23 protein-coding genes are annotated in these 22499 nt (G+C 66.1%); 16 read left to right on the forward strand and 7 right to left on the reverse strand.

What is annotated here, in order from left to right; translation table 11 throughout:
- The first annotated feature begins 63 nt into the window (after nt 1-63).
- The 5 genes from kdpF to NP4_RS04030 all read left to right on the forward strand — a co-directional run bounded on the left by kdpF (nt 64) and on the right by NP4_RS04030 (nt 6911).
- Nucleotides 64-150 carry a K(+)-transporting ATPase subunit F gene (gene kdpF, locus NP4_RS42365; protein ID WP_114755462.1) on the forward strand — a complete coding sequence of 29 codons (87 nt, stop codon included), beginning with the start codon at nt 64-66 and terminating at the stop codon, nt 148-150.
- A 3-nt stretch (nt 151-153) separates the two neighbouring features.
- Nucleotides 154-1827 carry a potassium-transporting ATPase subunit KdpA gene (kdpA, locus tag NP4_RS04015; RefSeq protein WP_067991801.1) on the forward strand — a complete coding sequence of 558 codons (1674 nt, stop codon included), beginning with the start codon at nt 154-156 and terminating at the stop codon, nt 1825-1827.
- A gap of 1 nt (nt 1828) precedes the next feature.
- Nucleotides 1829-3991: a potassium-transporting ATPase subunit KdpB gene (gene kdpB / locus NP4_RS04020; RefSeq protein ID WP_067991804.1), complete on the forward strand. Its 2163-nt coding sequence runs from the start codon at nt 1829-1831 to the stop codon at nt 3989-3991.
- Nucleotides 3991-4899, forward strand: a complete 909-nt coding sequence (locus tag NP4_RS04025; protein ID WP_067991807.1) for a potassium-transporting ATPase subunit C — start codon at nt 3991-3993, stop codon at nt 4897-4899. Before kdpB ends, NP4_RS04025 begins: the two co-directional genes overlap by 1 nt.
- Nucleotides 4900-4973: 74 nt before the next feature.
- On the forward strand, nt 4974-6911 hold the full coding sequence (locus NP4_RS04030) for a potassium transporter Kup (RefSeq protein ID WP_067991810.1): 1938 nt from the start codon (nt 4974-4976) through the stop codon (nt 6909-6911).
- A 3-nt stretch (nt 6912-6914) separates the two neighbouring features.
- On the opposite strand, the gene NP4_RS04035 is transcribed toward NP4_RS04030, so the two are convergent.
- The 5 genes from NP4_RS04035 to msrB form a co-directional block, all read right to left on the reverse strand.
- Nucleotides 6915-7112, reverse strand: coding sequence for a hypothetical protein (locus tag NP4_RS04035; protein ID WP_067991812.1), 198 nt, complete (start codon nt 7110-7112; stop codon nt 6915-6917).
- A gap of 121 nt (nt 7113-7233) precedes the next feature.
- On the reverse strand, nt 7234-7725 hold the full coding sequence (locus NP4_RS04040; protein WP_067991816.1) for a beta-class carbonic anhydrase: 492 nt from the start codon (nt 7723-7725) through the stop codon (nt 7234-7236).
- 114 nt (nt 7726-7839) lie between these two features.
- Complete coding sequence (locus tag NP4_RS04045) at nt 7840-8709, reverse strand: alpha/beta fold hydrolase (RefSeq protein ID WP_067991818.1); 870 nt, start codon at nt 8707-8709, stop codon at nt 7840-7842.
- Between the two features lie 71 nt (nt 8710-8780).
- On the reverse strand, nt 8781-9296 hold the full coding sequence (gene msrA / locus NP4_RS04050) for a peptide-methionine (S)-S-oxide reductase MsrA (protein WP_067991821.1): 516 nt from the start codon (nt 9294-9296) through the stop codon (nt 8781-8783).
- On the reverse strand, nt 9293-9748 hold the full coding sequence (gene msrB / locus NP4_RS04055; protein WP_067991823.1) for a peptide-methionine (R)-S-oxide reductase MsrB: 456 nt from the start codon (nt 9746-9748) through the stop codon (nt 9293-9295). Before msrB ends, msrA begins: the two co-directional genes overlap by 4 nt.
- 196 nt (nt 9749-9944) lie before the next feature.
- Here msrB and NP4_RS04060 point away from each other — a divergent pair, with 196 nt between their 5' ends.
- The 5 genes from NP4_RS04060 (at nt 9945) to NP4_RS04080 (ending at nt 14938) form a co-directional block, all read left to right on the forward strand.
- Complete coding sequence (locus NP4_RS04060; protein WP_067991826.1) at nt 9945-11144, forward strand: DUF418 domain-containing protein; 1200 nt, start codon at nt 9945-9947, stop codon at nt 11142-11144.
- Nucleotides 11145-11199: 55 nt separating this feature from the next.
- Nucleotides 11200-12360: a DUF5925 domain-containing protein gene (locus NP4_RS04065; RefSeq protein ID WP_067991830.1), complete on the forward strand. Its 1161-nt coding sequence runs from the start codon at nt 11200-11202 to the stop codon at nt 12358-12360.
- Between the two features lie 168 nt (nt 12361-12528).
- Entirely contained in the window at nt 12529-13893 is a 1365-nt protein-coding gene (locus tag NP4_RS42040; protein WP_067991833.1) for a CAP domain-containing protein, read from the forward strand.
- Between the two features lie 38 nt (nt 13894-13931).
- Nucleotides 13932-14456 carry a hypothetical protein gene (locus NP4_RS04075; protein WP_067991836.1) on the forward strand — a complete coding sequence of 175 codons (525 nt, stop codon included), beginning with the start codon at nt 13932-13934 and terminating at the stop codon, nt 14454-14456.
- A gap of 2 nt (nt 14457-14458) precedes the next feature.
- The gene (locus tag NP4_RS04080; protein ID WP_062511658.1) at nt 14459-14938 is read left to right on the forward strand and encodes an MmyB family transcriptional regulator; all 480 of its coding nucleotides are present in this window, start codon (nt 14459-14461) and stop codon (nt 14936-14938) included.
- A 1-nt stretch (nt 14939) separates the two neighbouring features.
- Here the strand turns inward: NP4_RS04080 and NP4_RS04085 are convergent, their stop codons facing one another.
- On the reverse strand, nt 14940-16166 hold the full coding sequence (locus NP4_RS04085; protein WP_067991839.1) for a L,D-transpeptidase: 1227 nt from the start codon (nt 16164-16166) through the stop codon (nt 14940-14942).
- Nucleotides 16167-16354: 188 nt separating this feature from the next.
- On the opposite strand from NP4_RS04085, the gene NP4_RS04090 reads away from it, so the two are divergent.
- The 6 genes from NP4_RS04090 to thpD all read left to right on the forward strand — a co-directional run bounded on the left by NP4_RS04090 (nt 16355) and on the right by thpD (nt 21266).
- The gene (locus NP4_RS04090; protein WP_067991842.1) at nt 16355-17065 is read left to right on the forward strand and encodes a response regulator transcription factor; all 711 of its coding nucleotides are present in this window, start codon (nt 16355-16357) and stop codon (nt 17063-17065) included.
- Nucleotides 17052-18083, forward strand: coding sequence for a HAMP domain-containing sensor histidine kinase (locus NP4_RS04095; protein ID WP_067991845.1), 1032 nt, complete (start codon nt 17052-17054; stop codon nt 18081-18083). The genes NP4_RS04090 and NP4_RS04095 overlap by 14 nt, the downstream gene beginning before the upstream one ends.
- A 182-nt stretch (nt 18084-18265) precedes the next feature.
- A complete protein-coding gene (gene ectA, locus NP4_RS04100) occupies nt 18266-18706 on the forward strand; it encodes a diaminobutyrate acetyltransferase (protein ID WP_373863802.1) in 441 nt (146 codons plus the stop codon).
- Nucleotides 18703-19965: a diaminobutyrate--2-oxoglutarate transaminase gene (gene ectB / locus NP4_RS04105; RefSeq protein ID WP_067991846.1), complete on the forward strand. Its 1263-nt coding sequence runs from the start codon at nt 18703-18705 to the stop codon at nt 19963-19965. The genes ectA and ectB overlap by 4 nt, the downstream gene beginning before the upstream one ends.
- Nucleotides 19966-19969: 4 nt before the next feature.
- Nucleotides 19970-20362 (forward strand): ectoine synthase, encoded by a 393-nt coding sequence (locus NP4_RS04110; RefSeq protein WP_067991849.1) that lies wholly within the window; start codon nt 19970-19972, stop codon nt 20360-20362.
- A 22-nt stretch (nt 20363-20384) separates the two neighbouring features.
- Nucleotides 20385-21266 carry an ectoine hydroxylase gene (thpD, locus tag NP4_RS04115; RefSeq protein ID WP_067991852.1) on the forward strand — a complete coding sequence of 294 codons (882 nt, stop codon included), beginning with the start codon at nt 20385-20387 and terminating at the stop codon, nt 21264-21266.
- Between the two features lie 46 nt (nt 21267-21312).
- Here thpD and NP4_RS04120 read toward each other — a convergent pair whose 3' ends face one another.
- The gene (locus tag NP4_RS04120; RefSeq protein ID WP_082875491.1) at nt 21313-22497 is read right to left on the reverse strand and encodes a serine hydrolase domain-containing protein; all 1185 of its coding nucleotides are present in this window, start codon (nt 22495-22497) and stop codon (nt 21313-21315) included.
- Nucleotides 22498-22499: the final 2 nt, after the last annotated feature.

Below are 22499 nucleotides of genomic sequence, written 5' to 3' on the forward strand. Positions count from 1 at the left end.
CACACTGCTGACCGTGGCGATCTTCGCTGTGTTCGGCCTGATCCAACGGGGGTTGGAGCGGCTGTGACGGCGAACATCATCGGTCTCGTGCTGGCCGTCGCGGTCGCCGTCTATCTGGTGGCCGCACTGCTGTACCCGGAAAGGTTCTAGTAGTTGAACACGACCACGGCAGGGATCGCCTTCGCGGCGGCCCTGGTCATCGCGCTTGCCGTCGTGCACATTCCGCTCGGCGACTACATGTATCGGGTGTACTCCGGCACGAAGCATTCGCGCGCCGAGCGCGTGCTCTACCGTGCCATCGGGGTGCAGCCGGGGGTGGAACAGAGCTGGGGCGTCTATGCCCGCAGCGTGCTGGCCTTCTCGGCGATCAGCGTGCTGTTCCTCTTCTTCCTGCAATTGGTCCAGGGCAGGCTGCCGTTCCATCTGACCGATCCGGGCACCGAGATGAAGCCCGATCTGGCGTGGAACACCGCGATCAGCTTCGTCACCAATACCAACTGGCAGAACTACGCCGGTGAGTCCACCCTCGGCCATGTCGTGCAGATGTGCGGGCTGGCCGTGCAGAACTTCGTATCGGCGGCGGTGGGTATGGCCGTGGCGATCGCGCTGGTGCGCGGCTTCGCCCGCAACCACACCGCCGATCTCGGCAACTTCTGGGTGGATCTGGTGAGGGGAACCGTCCGAATCCTGTTGCCGATCGCGTTCGTCTTCGCGATCGTGCTGGTCGCGGGTGGCGTGATCCAGAACTTCCATGTCTACGACCAGGTCGCGCAGACGGTCGGCAACACCGGCTCGCAGACCCTGCCGGGCGGGCCGGTGGCCAGCCAGGAGGTCATCAAGGAGCTGGGCACCAACGGCGGCGGCTTCTTCAACGTGAACTCCTCGCATCCCTTCGAGAACCCCACGACCTGGACGAACTGGGTGGAAATCTTTCTGCTGCTGGTGATCAGCTTCTCGCTGCCGCGCACCTTCGGCCGTATGGTCGGCAGCACCAAGCAGGGTTTCGCGATCGTCTCGGTGATGGCGTCGTTGGCGCTGTTGAGCCTGGTGCTGACCAACTTCTTCCAACTGCGTCACCACGGCACCGTGCCGAGTGCGGTCGGTGCGGCGATGGAAGGTGTCGAAACTCGTTTCGGTGTCTCGAACTCCGCGACGTTCGCCACAGCGACGACATTGACCTCGACCGGCGCGGTGGACTCAGCGCACGACTCCTACACCAGCCTCGGCGGGCTGTGGCCGCTGTTCAATATGCAGCTGGGTGAGGTCGCGCCCGGCGGCACCGGCTCGGGTCTGTACGGCATGCTGATCCTGGCCGTGATCACGGTATTCATCGCCGGTCTGATGGTCGGCCGCACTCCCGAATACCTGGGCAAGAAGATCACCCCGCGCGAAATCAAGCTCGCCGCTTCCTATTTCCTTGTGAGCCCGCTGATCGTGCTGGTCGGCACCGCTGTCGCCATGGCTCTGCCCGGGGAGCGCGCCGCGATGGCCAACTCCGGCCCGCACGGGCTGACCGAGGTGCTCTACGCGTTCACCTCCGCGGCCAACAACAACGGTTCGGCCTTCGCCGGTCTGAGCGGCAACACCGTGTGGTGGAATACCGCGCTCGGCCTGGCCATGGTGCTCGGCCGGTTCATTCCCATCATCTTCGTTCTGGCACTGGCCGGTTCGCTGGCGCAGCAAGGTCATACGCCGCAGTCCATCGGCACCCTGCCGACGCATCGACCGCAATTCGTCGGTCTGGTCGCGGGCGTGACGCTGGTTCTGGTCGCACTGACCTTCCTGCCCGCACTGGCGCTCGGGCCGCTCGCCGAAGGAATCCACTGATATGTCCACAACGACCCTCGACACCGCGACGCCCTCGACACCGCAACCGCCGCAAGGCCGGAGCGGCAGCAAGGTGACCAGCGGCCTGTTCGACCCCAAGATGCTCGTGAAGTCGTTGCCGGACGCCTTCCGCAAACTCGATCCGCGCACGCTGTGGCGCAATCCGGTGATGTTGATCGTGGAGCTCGGCGCGGTGTGGTCGACCATCCTCGCGATGGCCGAGCCGACCTTCTTCGCCTGGGCGATCGTCGTATGGCTCTGGCTGACAGTGCTTTTCGCCAATCTCGCCGAGGCCGTCGCCGAGGGCCGCGGTAAGGCGCAGGCCGATACCCTGCGCAAGGCCAAGACCGATACCGTCGCGCGACGGCTCGTGGAATGGCATCCCGGCCAGGAGCGGGTCACCGAGGCGAAGGTAGCGGCGCCGGAACTGCAGCGCGGCGACTACGTGGTGGTCGAGGCCGGACAGGTCATCCCCGGCGACGGCGATGTGGTGGAAGGCATTGCGTCGGTGGACGAATCGGCCATCACCGGTGAATCCGCGCCGGTGATCCGCGAATCCGGCGGCGATCGCTCGGCGGTCACCGGCGGCACCACGGTGCTGTCCGACCGGATCGTCGTCAAGATCACCCAGGAGCCCGGCGGCTCGTTCATCGATAAGATGATCGCGCTGGTCGAGGGCGCCTCGCGGCAGAAGACGCCGAACGAGATCGCGCTGAACATCCTGCTGGCCGCGTTGACGATCATCTTCGTGTTCGCGGTGGCGACGCTGCAACCCTTGGCGATCTTCTCCAAGGCCAACAATCCGGGTGTCGCCGACAGTCAGGCACTGGACGTCAACGGCATCACCGGCATCGTGCTGGTGTCGCTGCTGGTATGTCTGATCCCGACGACCATCGGTGCGCTGCTGTCGGCCATCGGCATCGCGGGTATGGACCGGCTGGTGCAGCGCAATGTGCTGGCGATGTCCGGAAGGGCGGTCGAGGCCGCGGGCGATGTGAACACCCTGCTGCTGGACAAGACCGGCACCATCACCCTCGGCAACCGCCAGGCATCGGATTTCGTGCCGATGCCGGGTGTGACCGCCGACGAGATCGCCGATGCCGCACAGCTTTCCAGCCTCGCCGACGAGACGCCGGAGGGGCGTTCGATCGTGGTGTACGCCAAACAGGCCTACAACAAGCGCGAGCGCACCCCGGGCGAGCTGACCGGGGCCACCTGGGTGGAATTCACCGCCCAGACCCGCATGTCGGGGGTGGATCTGTCCGATGGGCACAAACTGCGCAAGGGCGCGGCCAGTGCGGTCATCGAATGGGTCCGCTCGAACGGCGGCGCGATTCCCGGCGAGGTCGGTGTCACCGTCGACGGCATTTCCGCCTCCGGCGGCACGCCGCTGGTGGTCGGTGAGATGCGGGACGGAAAAGCCCGGCTGCTCGGCGTGATCCACCTCAAGGACGTCGTGAAGCAGGGCATGCGTGAGCGTTTCGACGAAATGCGGCGCATGGGCATTCGCACGGTCATGATCACCGGCGACAATCCCTTGACCGCCAAGGCGATTGCCGACGAGGCCGGGGTGGACGACTTCCTCGCCGAGGCCACGCCCGAGGACAAGCTGGCCTTGATCAAGAAGGAGCAGGACGGTGGGCGGCTGGTCGCGATGACCGGTGACGGCACCAACGACGCTCCCGCCCTCGCGCAGGCCGATGTGGGCGTCGCGATGAACACCGGCACCTCGGCGGCCAAGGAAGCCGGGAATATGGTCGATCTGGATTCGGATCCGACCAAGCTGATCGAGATCGTCGAGATCGGCAAGCAGTTGCTGATCACGCGCGGCGCGCTGACCACCTTCTCCATCGCCAACGACATCGCCAAGTACTTCGCGATCATTCCCGCGTTGTTCGTGGCGCTGTTCCCCGGCCTGGACGTGCTCAACATCATGCGGCTGCACAGTCCGCAGTCGGCGATTCTGTCCGCGGTCATCTTCAACGCCCTGGTCATCGTGGCGCTGATTCCGCTGGCGCTGCGCGGGGTCAACTATCGGCCGTCGAGTGCGTCGAAGCTGTTGAGCCGCAATCTCTATGTCTACGGTCTCGGCGGCATCATCGCCCCGTTCATCGGCATCAAGCTGATCGACCTCGTCATCCAATTCTTCCCGGGGATGTCCTAATGCGTATGTCAACCTGGATCCGGCAACACATCGCGGCGCTGCGCGCGCTGCTGGTGCTCACGGTGATCACCGGAATCGCCTATCCCGTAGCGGTTTTCGCGGTCGCGCAGCTGCCCGGGCTGCACGACAAGGCGGAGGGTTCGCTGATCGAGCGGGACGGCAGGATCGTCGGCTCGAGCCTGATCGGACAGGCGTTCACCGACGGTAAGGGCAACGCCCTGGTGCAGTACTTCCAGAGCCGCCCCTCGGCCTCGGCGCCCGCCGACGGCAGCATGCCCGACGGCTACGACCCCACCAATACCGCCTTCGGTAACCAGGGTCCGGAGAGCAACGTCGACACCCTCGACTCCGATTCGTCGAAGACGAAACTCGCCCTGCTGTCCACGGTCTGCGCGCGCAGCAAGGCGATCGGCGACCGCGAAGGGATTTCCGGCGCCCGGCCGTTCTGTACTCCCGACGGCGTCGGCGCGGTCCTGGCCGTGATGGGCCCGCGCGACGCGCACGGCAACGTGGTCAAGCCCACGAAGGTGATCAGCGTCAACGAGGCCTGCCCGACGAAGCCGTTCCTCGACGCCTACCAGGGCGTCAAGGTCGACTGCGCGGTCCCCGGCGAGGACTACTCCGCGGGCCGGATCATCCCGATCCCGGGCGATGTCCCGAGGGACACCCCCGTCCCCTCCGACGCCGTCACCGCCTCGGCCTCGGGCCTGGACCCGAACATCTCCCCCCGGTACGCGGCCATCCAAATCCCCCGAATCGCCAAGGCCCGCAACGCCTCCGAGTCGCAGATCCGTGCGATCGTCGATGCCCACACCGCCGCCCGAGACCTCGGCTTCTTCGGCGAGCCCCGGGTCAACGTCCTGGAACTGAACCTGGATCTGGACAAGCGGTACCCGTACCAGGGCTGAGGTCGAAGCGCTCCGAAAACCGAACCGACGGTATCGTCCGGTGCGAGGAAGTTCCCCGCGTATCCGCCAGGAGGATGACCGTGACAGATCGCCCGCAGGTGGCCGCGCATTCGACGGGGACGGATGCGGTGCGGTTGGGGCTGGTGATCGGGGCGCTGGGGGTGGTGTTCGGGGATATCGGCACCAGTCCGCTGTATACCTTGCAGACGGTGTTCAATCCCGGTGACCCGCATCCGGTTCCGGTGAGTCCCGAGAATGTGTACGGCGTGGCGTCGCTGGTGTTCTGGTCGGTGATGATCATCGTGACGATCACCTATGTGCTGTTGGCCATGCGAGCCGACAACGACGGTGAGGGCGGGATCATGGCTTTGATCACGCTGTTGAGTCGGTGGCGTACGGCGCGCGGGCGGCGGTTCGCGGTATTCCTTGCGGGACTGGGGATTTTCGGGGCCTCGCTGTTCTTCGGCGACAGCATGATCACCCCGGCGATCTCGGTGTTGTCGGCGGTGGAGGGATTGAAAACCGTCGAGCCGTCGTTCGAGCGGATGATCGTGCCGTTGACCGCGGTGATCATCGTGGCGTTGTTCATGGTGCAGCGGCGAGGGACCGCGGTGGTGGGGCGGATCTTCGGGCCCGTGATGATCGTGTGGTTCGTGACCATCGGGGCGCTGGGAATCCGTGGGATCGCCCGGCATCCGCGGATTCTCGAGGCGTTGTCGCCGACCTATGCGGTGGGTTTCCTGTTCGGGCACTTCGGCACCGCGTTCTTCGCTTTGGCCGCGATCGTTCTGGCCGTGACGGGTGCGGAGGCGCTGTACGCGGATATGGGCCATTTCGGCCGTCGCTCGATCACCCGGGCGTGGCTGCTGCTGGTGTTCCCGGCGTGCGTGCTGAGCTATCTCGGGCAGGGTGCGCTGATCCTCGACGATTCGGCCAATATCAGCAGCCCGTTCTTCCTGCTGGCCCCGGGGTGGGCGCGGCTGCCGATGGTGGTGCTGGCGACCGCGGCCACCGTGATCGCCGCCCAGGCCGTGATCACCGGCGCGTATTCTGTTGCGGCACAGGCGGCTCAGCTCGGTTATCTGCCGCGGCTGCGGGTCGCGCACACCTCCGAATCCACGGTCGGGCAGATCTATGTGCCGTGGATCAACTGGTTGCTGATGGTCTCGGTGCTGACCCTGATCTTCGCCTTCCGCAGTTCGGCCGCCCTGGCCTTCGCCTTCGGTATGGCCGTGACCGCGACGATCACCATCACCACCCTGCTGTTCTTCTATGTGGCACGGGCGAAATGGGGTACGCCGCTGTGGCTGCTGTGCCTGGGCGCGGTCCCGCTGCTGATCGTGGATCTGCTGTTCGTGGGCGCCAATCTCACCAAATTCGTGCACGGCGCGTGGCTGCCGCTGCTGATCGGCCTGGTGGCCTTCACGGTGATGACCACCTGGCAGCGCGGTCGCGAGATCGTCACCGCCGAACGTGAACGCCGCGAGGGCTCACTGCGCGTGTTCATCGACGATCTGCGCGAGGGCCGAACGCGCACCACGACCGTTCCCGGCACGGCGGTATTCCTCAATCGCGGCAAGTTGACCGCGCCGCTGGCCATGCGGGCCAATGTGGAGGCCAATCACGTGCGACACGAACACGTCGTCGTCATGTCCATCCATACCGAGACGGTGCCGCGCGTATCCGACGCCGAGCGGATCGCGGTGGACGATCTCGGACACACCGACGACGGAATCACCCATGTGACAGCGACATTCGGCTATATGGAAACCCCCGATGTGCCGCGCGCGCTGGCGCTGGTGGATCCGGCCGCGACCGAGGGACGGCTGCAACTGGATCAGGCCTCGTACTTCCTGTCCAAGATCGAGCTGCGACCCGGCGATCAGCCGACGATGGCGAGGTGGCGCAAGCATCTGTTCATCGCCACCTCCTACATCACCGCCGACGCCGCGGAATACTTCGGCCTGCCGCGCGAACGCACGGTGATCATGGGTTCGCACATCGAGGTGTGAGGCTCAGGCGGCCGGTCGGCGGGTGGCCTGCGAGCAGCGCTGCCGTTCGATCAGGACGAGCAGGCCGTCGACCGCGGCCAGCGAGGAGTATTCGTCGCGACAGGTCAGACCGGGATATCGATCCGACCGCGCGACGAATGCGGATTCCGCCGCCGACCAGCGAACATGGAACGACGACAGCAGGTTGGTGTCGGTCGTCATCGTTGGCTCACTCCTCGCAGTGTCTGGGAAATTCCATCGAACCGCACGGTCGCGCCGGGCGGTGACTCCTTAACGGTTTCCTCCCGCCGCGCGGCGTCGTCTTACCGATCTCCTGATCCGGCTAGGCCACGATCTCGATCAGCTTGCCGGTCGCGACATCGAAGACGAAACCGCGCAGCGAGGTGGTCTTGGTGATGAACGGACTGGCCTCGATACGCCGAATCGATTGGCGCACATCCTCGTCCAGGTCCGGGAACGCCTCGGCCGCCCAGGCGGGCTTCACGCCGACCTCGTCGAGGATGGACCGTTTGAAATCGTCGTCGGTGAAGGTCAGCATGCCGCAGTCGGTGTGGTGGATGAGGATGATCTCGGTGGTGCCGAGCAGCCGCTGACTGATGGCCAGCGACCGGATCTCGTCATCGGTGATCACCCCGCCCGCATTCCGGATGACATGTGCCTCACCTTCTTTCAGGCCGAGGACGCGGTAGACGTCCAGCCGGGCGTCCATGCAGGCCACCACCGCGACGTGCTTGCTCGGGGGCAGCGGCAGCGGGCCGCCGAAGGTGGCGGCGTATTCGGCATTGTTGGCCAGGTACTCGTCGGTCACGGTCATGTTCGCGCCTTCATCGAGGTGGGGTGAGCACATTCACATGTATGCATCGATGGTGGCTCGCGGGCACGGCCCGCACGAGGGATTGGCGCAGGGTGAGATTAATCGTGGCTCGGATCAGTCCTTCGCGTCGAGCACCTCGCGCAGCTTGGCGGCGAAGGCCTCGGGTTGACCGGGGTAGCCGAATTCGTCGTCGAGGAAGCCGCCATGGTGACTGGGGAAGACGGTGGGCCGCTGGCCGAGCAGTTCGGCGGTCGCGGTCGCGGCGCGGCCGGTGAACTCGTCGGCCGACTCCTCGCCGAGGGCGATCACGATCCGGGTCGGCGCGGCGCGCAGGGCCTCGATATCGGGGGAGTAGCCGCTGACCGCCCAGCACCGATCCGACAGCAGGATGTCGTCGCGAGCGCCATCGTCCTCGGTGGGCAGGCCGAACTGCGCGGGGTCGGCCGGGGGCTGGGTGAAGTAATCCTCGGTGACCTCACCCCGCCATGAGGTCCACTGGATGAAGGCCGCCATTCCCGCGCCGAATCCCTTGGCCTCGTAGACATCTCGAATCTCCGCCCGCACGCGCTCGGCGCGCGCGGCATCGGGCACCACCGGGATCAGCGGCGGTTCGTGCGCGACGAGCGTCGTGACATCGTGCGGATGCGCCGTCACCAGCGCGAGTGCGGTCACCGCGCCGCCGCTGGAGCCGAACAGCTCGACCGGCCCGACGCCGAGCGCCTCGATCAGTGCGTGCACATCCTCGGCCTGAACCTCCGGGCGGTGGTCGTCTCGGCCGTCCTTACGTGTACTGCGCTCGATACCGCGCGGGTCGTAGGTGACCATGGTGCGATCGGTGAGATACGAGGCGAGCGCGCGGAAACCGCGGGCGTCCATCGGCTGGCCGATCATCAACAGCGGCGGACGGCCGTCCGCGGTCGGCAGCGGGCCGTGCACGTCGTAGACCAGATCGGCTTCGGCGGTTTCCAGCGTGTGAGTCGTCATATCCGTTCGGACGGTACGCACGCGCCGAATTCATCGGCGCGCCACCCCGGAAATCGGGGTGGCGCGATCGATCAGGATGTAGCGGTCTGCCGCTTGGGCAGCTTCCAGCCCGGGCGCGGGAAGTGGCAGGTGTAGCCGTCCGGGTAACGCTCCAGATAGTCCTGGTGCTCGGGCTCGGCCTCCCAGAACGCACTCGCCGGGGTCACCTCGGTGACGACCTTGCCCGGCCACAGACCCGAATCCTCGACGTCGGCGATGGTGTCCAGCGCGACGCGCTGCTGCTCGTCGTCGAGGTAGAAGATCGCCGATCGGTAGCTGCTACCGATGTCGTTGCCCTGGCGATCCTTGGTCGTCGGATCATGGATCTGGAAGAAGAACTCCAGCAGCGCCCGATAGTCGGTCCGCGCGGGGTCGTAGACGATCTCCACGGCCTCGGCGTGCCCGGGGTGATTGCGGTAGGTGGGGTGGTCGTTGCGGCCGCCGGTGTAGCCGACCCGCGTGGACAGCACCCCCGGCTGCTTGCGGATCAGATCCTGCATGCCCCAGAAGCATCCGCCGGCCAGAATCGCGGTGCGAGTATCGGTCATGCGTCCTCCTTGGTGAACAAAGTGCGGTACTGCCCGTACCCCTCGGCCTCGAGATCGTCGAGGTGGATGAAGCGCAGCGCCGCGGAATTGATGCAGTATCGCAGGCCGCCCGCCTCGGTGGGACCATCGGTGAAGACATGCCCGAGATGGCTGTCGCCGTGCGTCGAGCGCACCTCGGTGCGGATCATCAGATGGCTGAAATCCCTTTTCTCGACCACATTTTCGGTGTCGAGGGGTTTGGTGAAGCTCGGCCATCCGCTGCCGCTGTCGAACTTGTCGACCGAGGCGAACAGCGGCTCACCCGACACCACGTCCACATAGATACCCGGTTCGTGGTTGTCCCAGTATTCGCCGGTGAATGCCCGCTCGGTCCCGTTCTTCTGGGTGACGTGGTACTGCTCCGGCGACAGCGCGGCGACGGCCGCTGGATTGCGGTTGAACTCCCGTGCCATATGACCTCCTCATATCGACACCCGGTACAACCGTGACCCACGCCCGGAAAGTTCCGGTCTGTCGCGGCGTCACACTTCGGTCACATCTCGGGCCTCGGGTACGCCGCAGGGGTGATGGAGATTACCGCCCGAGGGCGATGCGGGGTCGGTCGCGGGGGCGATGTGGGTGGGGCGGGCGAGCCCATAGCGTGGGGTAATGGCAAGTCCGGCAACGTCTTCGGTCACTTCCGGGGTTCGGATTCCCGAGGTCGACATGCTGCGTGGGTTCGCGCTGTTCGGAATTCTGATCACGAATGCGGTGGTGCTGGTAGGGCTGCTCACCTCCGATCATGCCGCGGTGGCCGGGCAGCTCTGGCAACACGACGGTGTGGTCGATCGGGTGACCGACGCCGTGGTCTCGGCGTTGTTTCTGGGGCGGTTCTTTCTGCTGTTCTCGTTTCTGTTCGGCTATTCGTTCACCCTCCAACTGGAGGCGGCGCGGCGGGCGAACGTCTCCGGGCCGCGCCGGTTGGTGCGGCGCTGCCTCGCGTTGTTCGTGATCGGGCTGGCGCACGTGCTGCTGCTGTGGGTCGGCGACATTCTCACGCTCTATGCCGGGTTGTGCCTGATCCTGTTGCTGCTGCGGTGGATCGGGCCGCGAACGGCGGTGGTGATCGGGACCGTGCTGGTGGTGGGATTCGCGCTGCTGTCGTTTCTGCCCAGCGACGGGGACCTGCCGGTGGGCGATTGGCTGGGCCTGTCGATGCTGCGGGACGGATATGCGGGCGGGCCGCTGGACACACTGCGGGCCCAGCTGCATGTCGGGCCGCGTTTCATGGCGCTGACCTGGCTGAGTCAGGGCATCCCGAGCCTGGGCATGTTCCTGCTCGGTCTGGCCGCGGGTAAGGCGGGCCTGTTCCGCGATCGGGAACGCCTGCGCCGCTGGGTACCTCGCGCCATGTGGGTCGGCTTCGGCCTGGGCCTGCCGATCTCGGCGATCACCTTCGTCCAGAGCACCGCCGACGCGGGCGCGATCCCGGAATGGTCCATGGGCCTGCAGGAGTTGGTGAACCCCCTGATGACCTTCGCGTACCTGGCCCTGATCCTGCACCTGGCCCACACCCCCCGCTGGTCCACCCCCATCTCCTGGCTGGCCCCCGCGGGCCGCATGGCCGCCACCAACTACATCGGCCAATCGGTAGCCCTCATGCTCCTCTACAGCGGCTACGGCCTCTCGGCCCGAATCCCCATCTCCGCCGTAGTAGCCCTCGGCCTTCTCACCTTCGCCCTCCAACTGGCTTTCAGTCGCTGGTGGCTCACCACCCACACCTACGGCCCGATCGAATGGCTCCTCCGCGCCGCCACCTACCTGACCCGCCCGCAATGGCGGACCCGCGAGCCGATACCCGGAAAGTGAGGATTGACCGTAAAAATCGCTGGACCTCGGGGTGGGTTCGTCGGATCATCGTCGGATGAGTTCAACCCAGGACCGGCTTCGGGTCATCGGGCGCGAGGGGCTCGGGGGCGTGGAAGCCGGGGAGCTCTCGTGGGTGATGAATCTCGATGACGCGGATTCGCCGCGTGATGTCATCGACGCGTTGGGGATCGCGCCCTATGTGAACGGGGTGCAGCCGCACGCGGTGTCGACGACGCTCGAGCATGTGAAGGCCGATGCGTCGTTGCTGCCCGAGGATGCGCGGATTCTGCGCAGCAGTGATGACGACGGTTATCGGGTGACGTTGGCGGTGGGGGAGGGGTGGACGCTGATCGCGCAGCGGCGGACCAATGGAACCGCCGTGCTGAATGTGTGTGCCGTCACCGAGGCGTTGGCGCGCGAGGTCGTGCAGGCCTGTTCGGCGGGTGCGACGGCCGAGGCCGAGCCCGATGAGAGCCGGATCTCGATGGGGTTCTGGCATCTCGGGCCGCAGTGCGCGAATCGCAGTGAGCGCACGATCACGGCCGCGGCCTGGCCGCAGATCGAGGGCAATTACAGCGCCGAGGTCGGAACCGCGCTGGGGCGGGTGATGGCTCAGCGGCCCGAGGAGATCAGTGGGCGGCTGCTGTTGCTGCACGGGCCGCCGGGCACCGGTAAGACCTCCGCGCTGCGGGCGCTCGCGCGGGAATGGGCCGACTGGTGCCAGGTCGACTGTGTACTCGATCCCGAGGTGCTGTTCGCCAATTCGGGCTACCTCATGGAGGTCGCCATCGGCGTCGACGCCTACGACGACACCAAGCGTCGCTGGCGGCTGCTGGTCCTCGAGGATTGCGACGAACTGATCCGCGGCTCGGCGAAAGAGTCCACCGGACAGGGACTTTCGCGGCTGTTGAATCTCACCGACGGGATGCTGGGCCAGGGGCGCGATGTGCTGGTCGCGATCACGACCAACGAGAATCTCTCGCGGCTGCACCCGGCGGTGGTGCGGCCGGGGCGGTGTCTGGCGCAGCTCGAGGTGGGGCGGTTGTCGTATTCGGAGTCCATGGCGTGGCTGGATCGCGAACTCGGCGATCGGCCCCGGCCCCCGGTGGGTTCGGCGGGGATGACGCTGGCGGAGTTGATCGAGGCGCGCGACGGTGGTTCCCGCGTGCAGGTCGCGCCGAGCTCCGCGCCGGTCGGCGACGGCGGGTATCTGTAATCGATTGCGGCCGTTCCGCGGTCGCGATTCGATATTTTGATCTTGCTGTCGCGCACCGCTCTTAAGGCGGAGCTTCAAAGCTATTCAGTCTCACGAGGTTTCGTATCGTGATTCGAATGTGACTGTTATCGTTATGCGAACGTTATGCTCCGGCCTTCGAGAGAAAACATGACTTCGCATTCGATTACATTTCGCTCGATATCCGCATCCGTCGGCGTTTCGGCATTCGCCGCACTGGCAATTGCCGGAGCCCCGTCGGCGCACGCGGCTCCCGATTCCAAATCTCCTGCCGACGAAGTCGTCAGCCTGGTCAACAAGGAACGCGCCAAGGCCGGATGTTCCGACCTGAAGGCCGAAAGCCACCTCACCGAGGCTGCTCAGGCCCACAGCAAGGATATGGCCGAGGGCGGGTACTTCGATCACGACTCCCCGAAGGGCGATCCGGGCGATCGCATCGGCGAGGCCGGGTACAAGGCGCAGACCTGGGCGGAGAATATCGCCATGGGTCAGCGCACGCCGGCCGAGGTCGTCGATGCGTGGATGAAAAGTCCCGGTCACCGCGCCAATATCTTGAACTGCGGTCTCAAGGAAATCGGCGTCGGATATGCCAAAGGTTCCGACGGAAGCCCCTATTGGACACAGGATTTCGGCACGTCCAATGGAAAGGCCGACGACAAGGACAAGGGCAAGGACGACAAAGACAAGAAGGACGACAAACCCAAGAAGGACGAGGGCAAGAAGGACAAGCCCTCGGGTGGCGGCGACGACAAGTCCGGCGGGGGCGACAAGGACAAGCCGAGCGGCGGAGATGAGGACAAGCCGAGCGGCGGTGACGAATCCAGCGGGGGCGATGAATCTTCCGGCGGCGACGAGTCCGCAGGTGGCGACGAGTCCGGCGGCGGTGACGAATCTTCCGGTGGTGACGAGTCTTCCGGTGGTGATGAGTCCGCGGGCGGCGACGAGTCTTCCGGTGGTGATGAGTCTTCCGGTGGTGATGAGTCCGCGGGCGGCGACGAGTCTTCCGGTGGTGATGAGTCCGCGGGCGGCGACGACTCCTCCGGCGGCGATGAATCTTCCGGCGGCGATGACATGTTCGGTGGCGACGAGGCCTCCGAAGGCGACGACATGTTCGGTGGCGACGAAGCCTCCGACGGCGGTGACACGGTCGGTGGCGACGAGGCCACCGAGGACGGCGGCGGCCTGTTCGGCGATCTGTTCGGCGGCGGCGACGAGGGCGCCGACGCCTCCGAGGACGGCGGCGGTTTCGACTGGTTCGGAAACGGTGACGGCGCAGGCGATTCCGGCGGCGATCTGTTCGGCGGCGGAGGCGACGGTGGCGACCTGCTCGGTGGCCTCCTCGGCGGCGGTGACGGCGGTGGCGACCTGTTCGGCGGCGACGGCGGCGGCTTCGACTGGTTCGGCAACGGCGGCGGCGATCTGCTCGGCGGCGGTGGCGATCTGTTCGGCGGTGGCGGGGATCTGTTCGGCGGCGGCCTCGGCGATCTCGCGGGCGTCGGCGGCGGCCTGTTCTAGCCGGTGACACAAGACAATTCGACGAAGGAAGACATCTCATGGGTAAGCACAGCAAGAAACAGACCTCGGTGGGTTCGGTCCGACTGGCCATGCTCTCGATGACCGCGCTGGTCACGACCGCGGGCATCGCCGAACTGAGCACGACCACGGCCAATGCGCAGCCGTCGCACTCGACGACCACCAGCACCGACACCAATACGGTCCGACTGGTGAACCACGTCGAATCCCTGCCCATCACCAAGGCGGTCGAGGCGGCGAAGACCGAGGCCCCGGTCGCCGCGTCCAAGCACGCGACCAAGGTCGCGGCCGCGAAGAAGCCCGCCGCGAAGAAGGCCAAGAACAAGAAGAAGCCCACCGCCGACGGCGGCGCCGATATCGGCAAACTGCTCGAGGGCCTGGCCAAGACGTTGGAGACCGGCAGCTCCGCCGCGGGCGGCCTGGCGAAGGGTCTGTCCACCGGCAGCTCCGCGGTGGCGCCGCTGGCCAAGGCCGCGACCGGCAGCGCCGGCGCCGGCAGCAGCATGCTGGGCCCGCTGGGCATGCTCGCGCTGGGTTCCGCCTAGCGGTGCATCCGACGGATACCGATCCGCTCGACATCCACCCGGGACCTGCCGCCAATCTGACCCTGGATTGGGATCTGGTGGCGTGCAACGCACAATGGCGTGCGATCTTCACCGGTCTGTGTGCGGGAGAGAACCTGCTGCAATGGCTGTTCTCCAGTCCGCACGCGCGGCAGCTCCCGGAGTGGCGTTCGACGGCGCGGCACATGCTGCTCTGGTACGTCGACGGCCAACTGAGCAATGGCGGCAACGGCCACGCCCTGGCCGCGCTGCGCCCCCTGGCCACGACGAACCGGGCCATCCGATCACTGCTGACCGATACCGACGCCGCCGAGGTGGAGATCGTCTTCAGCCAGGGCGCGGCGATCGAGGTCCCCGACCCCGGCACCGGCAGCGTCACCAGCTACCGATTCGATCCGATCTCGCTGGTCGAATCGGGGCCGGTCGCCTACTACACGATTCAGGGCACGGCCTGCGAGGCATGAGTCAGCGCAGCGCGCTACCGGCCTGCCACTCGTCCCACGGAATGGTCCAGTCGCCGTTGTTCCACGACTGCTGCGGCGGTCCGGTGGTACCGCGGATCTCCACCACATCCCCCGGAATCGCCCAGTTGTAGAACCACTGGGCATTATCGAGGTTGAGGTTCAGACATCCGTGCGAGGTGTTCTGACTGCCCTGCGCCCACACGGTGGAGTCCAGCTGATGCAGATAGATGCCGTCACCGCTGATGCGGGTGGCCCAGCCGATGGCCTCCTTGTAGCCGAGCCGGGAATTGACCGGCAGGCCGTAGGTGGAGGAGTCCATGATGACCGGATTACCCCGGTCCATCACGGTGTAGATGCCCGCGGGGGTGTTGAAGTAGATCGTCTTGTTGCCGACCTGCTCGCTGCCGCCGCGGCCCATCGAGGTGGGCATCGTGCGGATGAGCTTGCCGTTCTCGAAGACCTGCACCTGGTGGGTGCTGTCCTCGGCGATGGCGACGTGCGCGGGGCCGATCACGAAGTTGGTCTTGGAATCCTCTTGTCCGTAGAGGCCCTGACCGAACTGCGCGCCATAGAGATTGGCCTGCACCGAGACCTTCGTGCCCGTGGCCCAATACTTTTCGGGTCGCCAGTGCGCGTTGCGATCGTCGAGCCAGTACCAGGAACCCTGCACCGGCGGATCGGTGGTCACGGTCAGTCGCTTCTCCGCGGCCGCCTTGTCCGGAATGCTCTCGTCGAAATGCGCGACGATCACCGTGCCCACGCCGTAGGTGCCGCCCTCGGCCAGCGGCTGACCGCCGGTGGTGGTCAGATACACCTTGGTCTGATTGCTCGGGGTGATCGTGGCGAACGACGCCTTGAACGGCCCGGTCGGTCCGCTGATCGAAATGCCTTGGGCCGACACACTGTAGGTGTGGTCGTAACCCAGCGGCGCGGTCGGCTTCCACGCGGTGCGATCCGGGGTCAGGATGCCGTCGACCGGCTTGCCCTGCTCATTCGTCATCGCGACATCGGTCAGGATGCCGTCGGACGCGCTCACTTCGATCTTGCCGAGGGGGTCGACGTTCTTGCTGCCGTCCCCGGGCGTCACCGCGATGATCGGTGCCGCCGGACCTGCGGAGCCCGGCGCCGGTTTCGGCGTGGTCCCCGACGAAGATGAGCACGCGGCCAACAGCATCGTCACCAGGGCAATTCCGGTGGCGATACCGAATCGGCAGCGGCGACCTGACATGGTGTCTCCTGCGCTCGCCGTGCGCTCGGGCGGGCAGACCCCCGCAGCGCACCAATCGCCTAACTGTCTCGACGGGTAGTTTACGGGGCGGGGAGAACGGGCGGCACCCCGAGGTGTTGCCCCAGGTTTACGAGGTGGTCGGTCGGGTACTCCAGCTACCGGTGTGTGTCTGAAGTGAGGTGGGAGTCATGGGCGCGAACCTGATGATCGTTGAGGACGACGATCGGGTGCGCAGCGCTCTGCGACTGGCTATGGAGGATGAGGGCTACGACGTCGCGGAGGCGGAGGAGGCCGAGGACGCCCTCGAGCTGCTGCGTGACAACGGGGCCCCGGATGTGATGATCGTCGATCTCATGCTGGGCGATATGGACGGCTTCTCCTGTATCCGGGAGATCCGCCGCGATCACGATGTTCCGATCATCGTGGTGAGCGCGCGTGACGACACCCATGACGTGGTGGCCGCCCTCGAGGCCGGTGCCGACGACTTCGTCACCAAACCCTTCGAAATCAAGGAGATCACCGCGCGGATGCGCGCGTTGCGCCGCCGCGCGCAGCAGTTCGCCGAGCCGCCCGCGCCGCAGGAGGTGGTGCTGGACGCGGATCCCGATGCGCCGCTGCTGCTTTCGCCGGAGGCGGGCATTGTGCGCCGCGGCGAGGAGGAATTGCATCTGACCCTCACCGAATTCCGCCTGCTGTGCGAACTGGCCGAGACGCCCGGGCGTGTGCTCTCGCGCACCGTACTGCTGGAAAGGGTGTGGGACCGAGGGTTTTTCGGTGACGAGCGCATTGTCGATGTCCATGTGCGCCGATTGCGCACCAAGGTCGAGAAGGATCCGTCGGATCCGGTGCTCGTGGTGACGGTGCGCGGTTTGGGTTACCGATTGGATGTGCAGCGTTAGCCGCCGACGCGGAGTTGCGTTCGCGCGACGGCAAAGTCTGCGCGCGAGAACCATTTTCGCCTTCGCCGTCACGGCCGGACTGGTCTCGGCGCTGCTCGCGGCCACGGTGGCCCTGTTGGAACGCGGTTTCTGGGAGACCCTGATCGTCTGCGCGCTGGCCGGTACCGGCATCGGCGCGGTATTCGGACTGTGGCTGTCGCGGCGACTGTTGGAACCGCTGCGCCAGGTGACCGGTACCGCGGCCAGTATCGCCTCCGGACAGCTCGGCACCCGGCTGCCCGATACCGACGATCCCGATCTCGCGCCGACCGTGGACGCGTTCAACGCGATGGTCGACTCCTTGCAACGGCGTATCGATCGAGAACGCCGCCTCGTGGGTGATGTAAGTCACGAATTGCGTACGCCGCTGACCACCTTGACCACGAGCGTCGCGGTGATGAACCGGCACAGGGACGAACTGCCCGAGCGCTCCCGCCGGGCGCTGGATCTCGTCCGCGCCGAATTGGACCATCTGCGGCGGCTGCTCGACGATCTATTGGCTCTGGCGCGCGCGGAGGCGCGGATGCACCGCGCGGACGCCGAGCCGCTGTCGGTGCGCGATCTGCTCACCCACACACTCGCGGAACTGCGCTATCCGCCCGATCTGTTGCGATCCGATGTCGACGCCACGGTGCTGGGTCGCAAACTCGAACTGGAACGGGCCGTGGTGAATCTGCTCGAGAACGGTGACCGGCACGGCGGCGGGGTGATTGCCGTGGGTGTGCGGCGAGACGGCGGCGAGGTGGTGATCACGGTCGACGACGCCGGACCCGGCGTAGCGGCGGAGGACCGCGAGCGCATCTTCGACCGGTTCGTCACCGTGCGCCGCGGGCGGCGTTCGGGAACCGGCACCGGAATCGGTTTGGCGCTGGTCGCGGAAACCGTTGCGGCCCATGGCGGGCGAGTGGAATGTGGTGAACGTCACGGCGGGGGCGCGCGTTTCACGGTTTGGTTGCCGATAAGTGAGGCAACTCACTGAAAACGCCGGTGTAACACGACTGTAATGAAGCCGACAGGTTGCCCTCAAACTTTCTTGGCAAATCTAGCTACATGCAGACCCGAACACGCAGTATGCCGATCGAGACGTCGGTTCCTACTGTGATTCGCGCACCACGCCTCGGTGACGGGGCGGCTATGTGGCGGATCGCGGTGGATTCGAAGGTGCTCGATGCGAATTCGAGCTACGCGTATCTGCTGTGGTGCCGTGACTTTCGCGCCACCTCGGTCGTAGTCGAAATCGGGGGAGATATCGCGGGATTCGTCACCGGATATCTGCGCCCGCAGGCGCCGGACGTGCTGTTCATCTGGCAGGTCGCGGTCGACCATGCATACCGCGGCCGCGGGCTCAGCGTTGCGATGTTGGATCATTTGGTTAACAATGTTGCGGCGCAAGGCATTTCGACGCTGGAGACAACGGTGTCACCGGACAACGAGGCGTCGCTGGCGATGTTCGCCGCCCTGGCCCGCGGCCGGGGCGCGCGCATGACGCGGCAGACGCTGTTCGAACCACAGGATTTCCCGGACGGGCACGAATCAGAGGACCTGTACCGGATCGGGCCATTGAAAGCAGCGGCCCAAACATCACGAAGGGATCATCGATGACCACGGCTGAGATGACCGTTTTCGAAAATCTGGAATCGAATGTGCGCGGCTATTGCCGCTCTTGGCCGACGCTGTTCGATACCGCGCAGGGCGCATGGTTGCGCGATGGCAGTGGCCGCGATTATCTCGATTTCTTCGCGGGCGCGGGTGCGCTCAACTACGGGCACAACAATCCCGTGCTCAAGCAGGCGCTGATCGATTACATCTCCCGCGACGGAATCACCCACGGACTGGATATGTCCACGGTCGCCAAACAGCAACTGCTGGAGACGATCAACAGCGTGCTGTTGGATCCGCGCGGTCTGGACTACAAGGTGCAGTTCCCCGGCCCCACCGGCGCCAACGCCGTCGAGGCGGCGCTGAAGCTGGCCCGCAAGGTGACCGGCCGCACCACGATCCTGAACTTTACGAACGCGTTTCACGGTATGACGCTCGGCGCGCTGTCGGTCACCGGCAACGCCGCCAAGCGCGCCGGGGCGGGCGTGCCGCTGGTGCATGTCAACCCGATGCCCTATGACGGCTACCTCGAAGGCGGCGACGAGCTGGCCTGGATGGCGAAGGCCCTCGACGACAACTCCTCCGGCGTGGAGAAGCCCGCCGCGGTGATCGTGGAGACGGTGCAGGGCGAGGGCGGGGTCAACCTGTCGCGGCCGGAGTGGCTGCGTCGGCTCGCCGAATTGTGCGCGGCGCGCGACATTCTGCTCATCGTCGACGATGTGCAGATGGGCTGCGGGCGCACCGGCCCGTTCTTCTCGTTCGAGGCCGCGGGCATCACCCCCGATATCGTCACGCTGTCGAAGTCCATCGGCGGCTACGGCCTGCCGCTGGCCCTGGTACTGATGCGCCGGGATCTCGATCAGTGGGCGCCCGGTGAGCACAACGGCACCTTCCGCGGTAACAACCCGGCCTTCGTCACCGCCACGGCCGCGCTCGAGCACTTCTGGAGCGACAACCGGCTCGAGGAGGCGACCGCGGTCAAGGGCGAGCGGATTCGAAAGTCGTTCACCGAGCTGTCGGACAACTACTCCGGCATCTCCACCCGCGGCCGCGGCCTGGTGCACGGCCTGGTGTTCGACGAGCCCTCGCAGGCGGGCAAGGTCAGCCGCATCGCGTTCGAACACGGCCTGCTGGTGGAGACCTCCGGCGCCGAGGACGAGGTCGTGAAGCTGCTGCCGCCGCTGACTATCACCGAGGACGAACTCGACCACGGCCTGAGCATTTTGGGGCGTGCGGTCGACATGGTCAGAGGAGGAAACTGAAGACATGATCGTGCGGACGACCGACGAGATCACCGGCACCGATCGCGACGTCGCGGCCGAGGGCTGGCGTAGCAAGCGCATCATCCTGGGCGGGGACGGGGTGGGATTCTCCTTCCACGAGACCACCATTCAGGCCGGGACCACCCACGAGTTCCACTACGCCAACCATGTCGAGGCGGTGTGGCTGGTCGAGGGCGAGGGCACGCTCTACGACCTGGACAACGATGTGCGCTACGAACTGGGCCCGGGCTCGATGTACCTGCTGAATGGGCATGAGCGCCACCGCCTGGTCACCCGCACCAAGATGCGGATGCTGTGCGTGTTCAATCCGCCGGTGACGGGCAAAGAGGTACATGACGAGAACGGCGTCTACCCGTTGGTCGCCGTATCCCAGTAGCAATAAGGAGGAACACACCGCGATGACGTTGGCCGAGAGTCGAATCGACCGATACCCGACTCGGACCGCCGGTGCCGCACCGCTGATCGAGCGGACCGACCCCACGGTGTGGGGGCGGATCGAATCGCCCGCACTGGCGAATTTCGATGCCGACGGATACGCGATCATCGACGAGTTGCTGAGCCCGACGGAGGTGGCCGACTTCTCCGCCGAGATCGACCGGCTGGCAAGCGATCCCGAGCTGCGGCTGGACGAGCGGGTGATCATCGAGAAGAAATCGAACCGGGTCCGGTCGATCTTCGAGGTACACAAGATCAGCGCGGCGATCGCGGAACTGGTGCGCGACGAGCGGGTGGTCGGACTGGCCCGGCAGGTGCTGGGCTCGGACGTCTACATCCATCAGAGCCGGGTGAACTACATGCCCGGTTTCGAGGGCGCCGGATTCTATTGGCACTCCGATTTCGAGACCTGGCATGCCGAGGACGGTATGCCCGCGCCGCGAGCGGTGAGCCTGTCGATCGCGCTGACCGACAACTATCCGTTCAACGGCAGCCTGATGGTGATGCCCGGCTCGCACCGCACCTTCGTGCCGTGTCAGGGGGAGACCCCGGCCGATCACTATCGGGAGTCGTTGAAGGAGCAGCAGATCGGCGTGCCCTCGCACGCGCACATCACCGAACTGGCGAACGGTCACGGTATCGCCCAGTTCACCGGTGCGCGCGGTTCGGCGCTGCTGTTCGATTCGAACATCATGCACGGCTCGGCCAACAACATCACCCCGTTCCCGCGGTCGAACATCTTCATGGTGTTCAACAGCGTCGAGAACGTCCTGGGGGAGCCCTACGCGGCGCCGACCGCGCGGCCCACCCACATCGCCGCCCGGGACTTCGGTCCCGTGCGATGAAGAACCGAGGCGTCACCCGCTGTGCCGGAAGTGGGTGACGCCTCGGCTATTTCAGGGCCTGCAGCACCAGCGCGCGGATCAGTTGATAGTGGCGGCGCTTGTGCACGCGGTCCTCGGTGTGGGCGAGATAGACCACGGCGAGATCCTCGCGCGGGTCGGCCCACCAGTAGGTGCCCGAGACGCCGGGCCAGGTCAGCTCGCCCGGACTGCCCGCCGCGGGAGCGCCGACCGCTCCGCGGACGGCCAGGCCGAGACCGAAACCGTTGCCGCGCGACCAATCTCCCATGGCGCGCAGGCAGTGGGCATCGGTATCGGGCTCGAGCTGGTTTGCGGTCATGAGCTCCACCGACTTGCGGCCGAGTAGCCGCTGTGTGCCCAATTGTCCTGCGCCGAGCAGCATCTGGGCGAAGCGCAGGTAGTCGGTAGCGGTACCGAACAGGCCCGAGCCGCCGTGGTCGAATCGCACCCGGGACATATCCTGTACCTCGGGGCGGGCCAGGCGATCGGAATGTTCTTCTGGCACACCGAATGTGGTGTCGCGCATGCCCAGCGGTTCGAGGATCCGCTCGCGCAGAAAGGTGCGCAGGGGCGTGCCGGTTGTGCGTTCGATGATCAGCCCGGTGAGATCCAGCCCGAGCCCGTAATGCCATTGCGCGCCGGGCTGATGCAGGAGCGGCAGGCGGGCGAGTCGATCGATGAAATCCTGGCCGGTGTGTTCGGTGACCCCGTCGCCGACGGCCTCCGCGTAGAGCCGATGCACCGGCGAGTCGCCCAGCAACCCCTCGATGATGCCGCTGGTGTGCCGCAGCAGATCGAACAGCTGCGGCGGCCGAACCGGCTCGACGAGTTTCACCGCCTGGGTATCCGGATCGACGACGGCCACCTGTTGCCCCTCGAACTCCGGCAGATGCGTCGCGAGGGGATCGCTCAACAGCAGCGCGCCCTGTTCTGACAGGCTCAGCGCGGCCGCGGCGGTCACGGGTTTGGTCATGGAGGCCAGCCAGAACAGGGTATCGGCGGTCATCGGCACACCGGCCGCGGCATCGCGACAGCCGACGGGGAGTAGATGTGCGAGCCCGCCGCCACGAGCGATCGCCACGACCGCACCCGACAGCCGCCCCGCCGCGACCTCCGCGGTCAGCGCCTCGTCGAGGAGGCGCAGTCGATCCGGGGACAGTCCGACCTCCGCCGGGTCGACCGGTGCGAGCACCTCAGGGGATTCCGAACGCATCC

Origin of the sequence: Nocardia pseudobrasiliensis NBRC 108224, assembly GCF_001613105.1 — a bacterium.
GTDB classification, from domain to species: Bacteria; Actinomycetota; Actinomycetes; order Mycobacteriales; family Mycobacteriaceae; genus Nocardia; species Nocardia pseudobrasiliensis.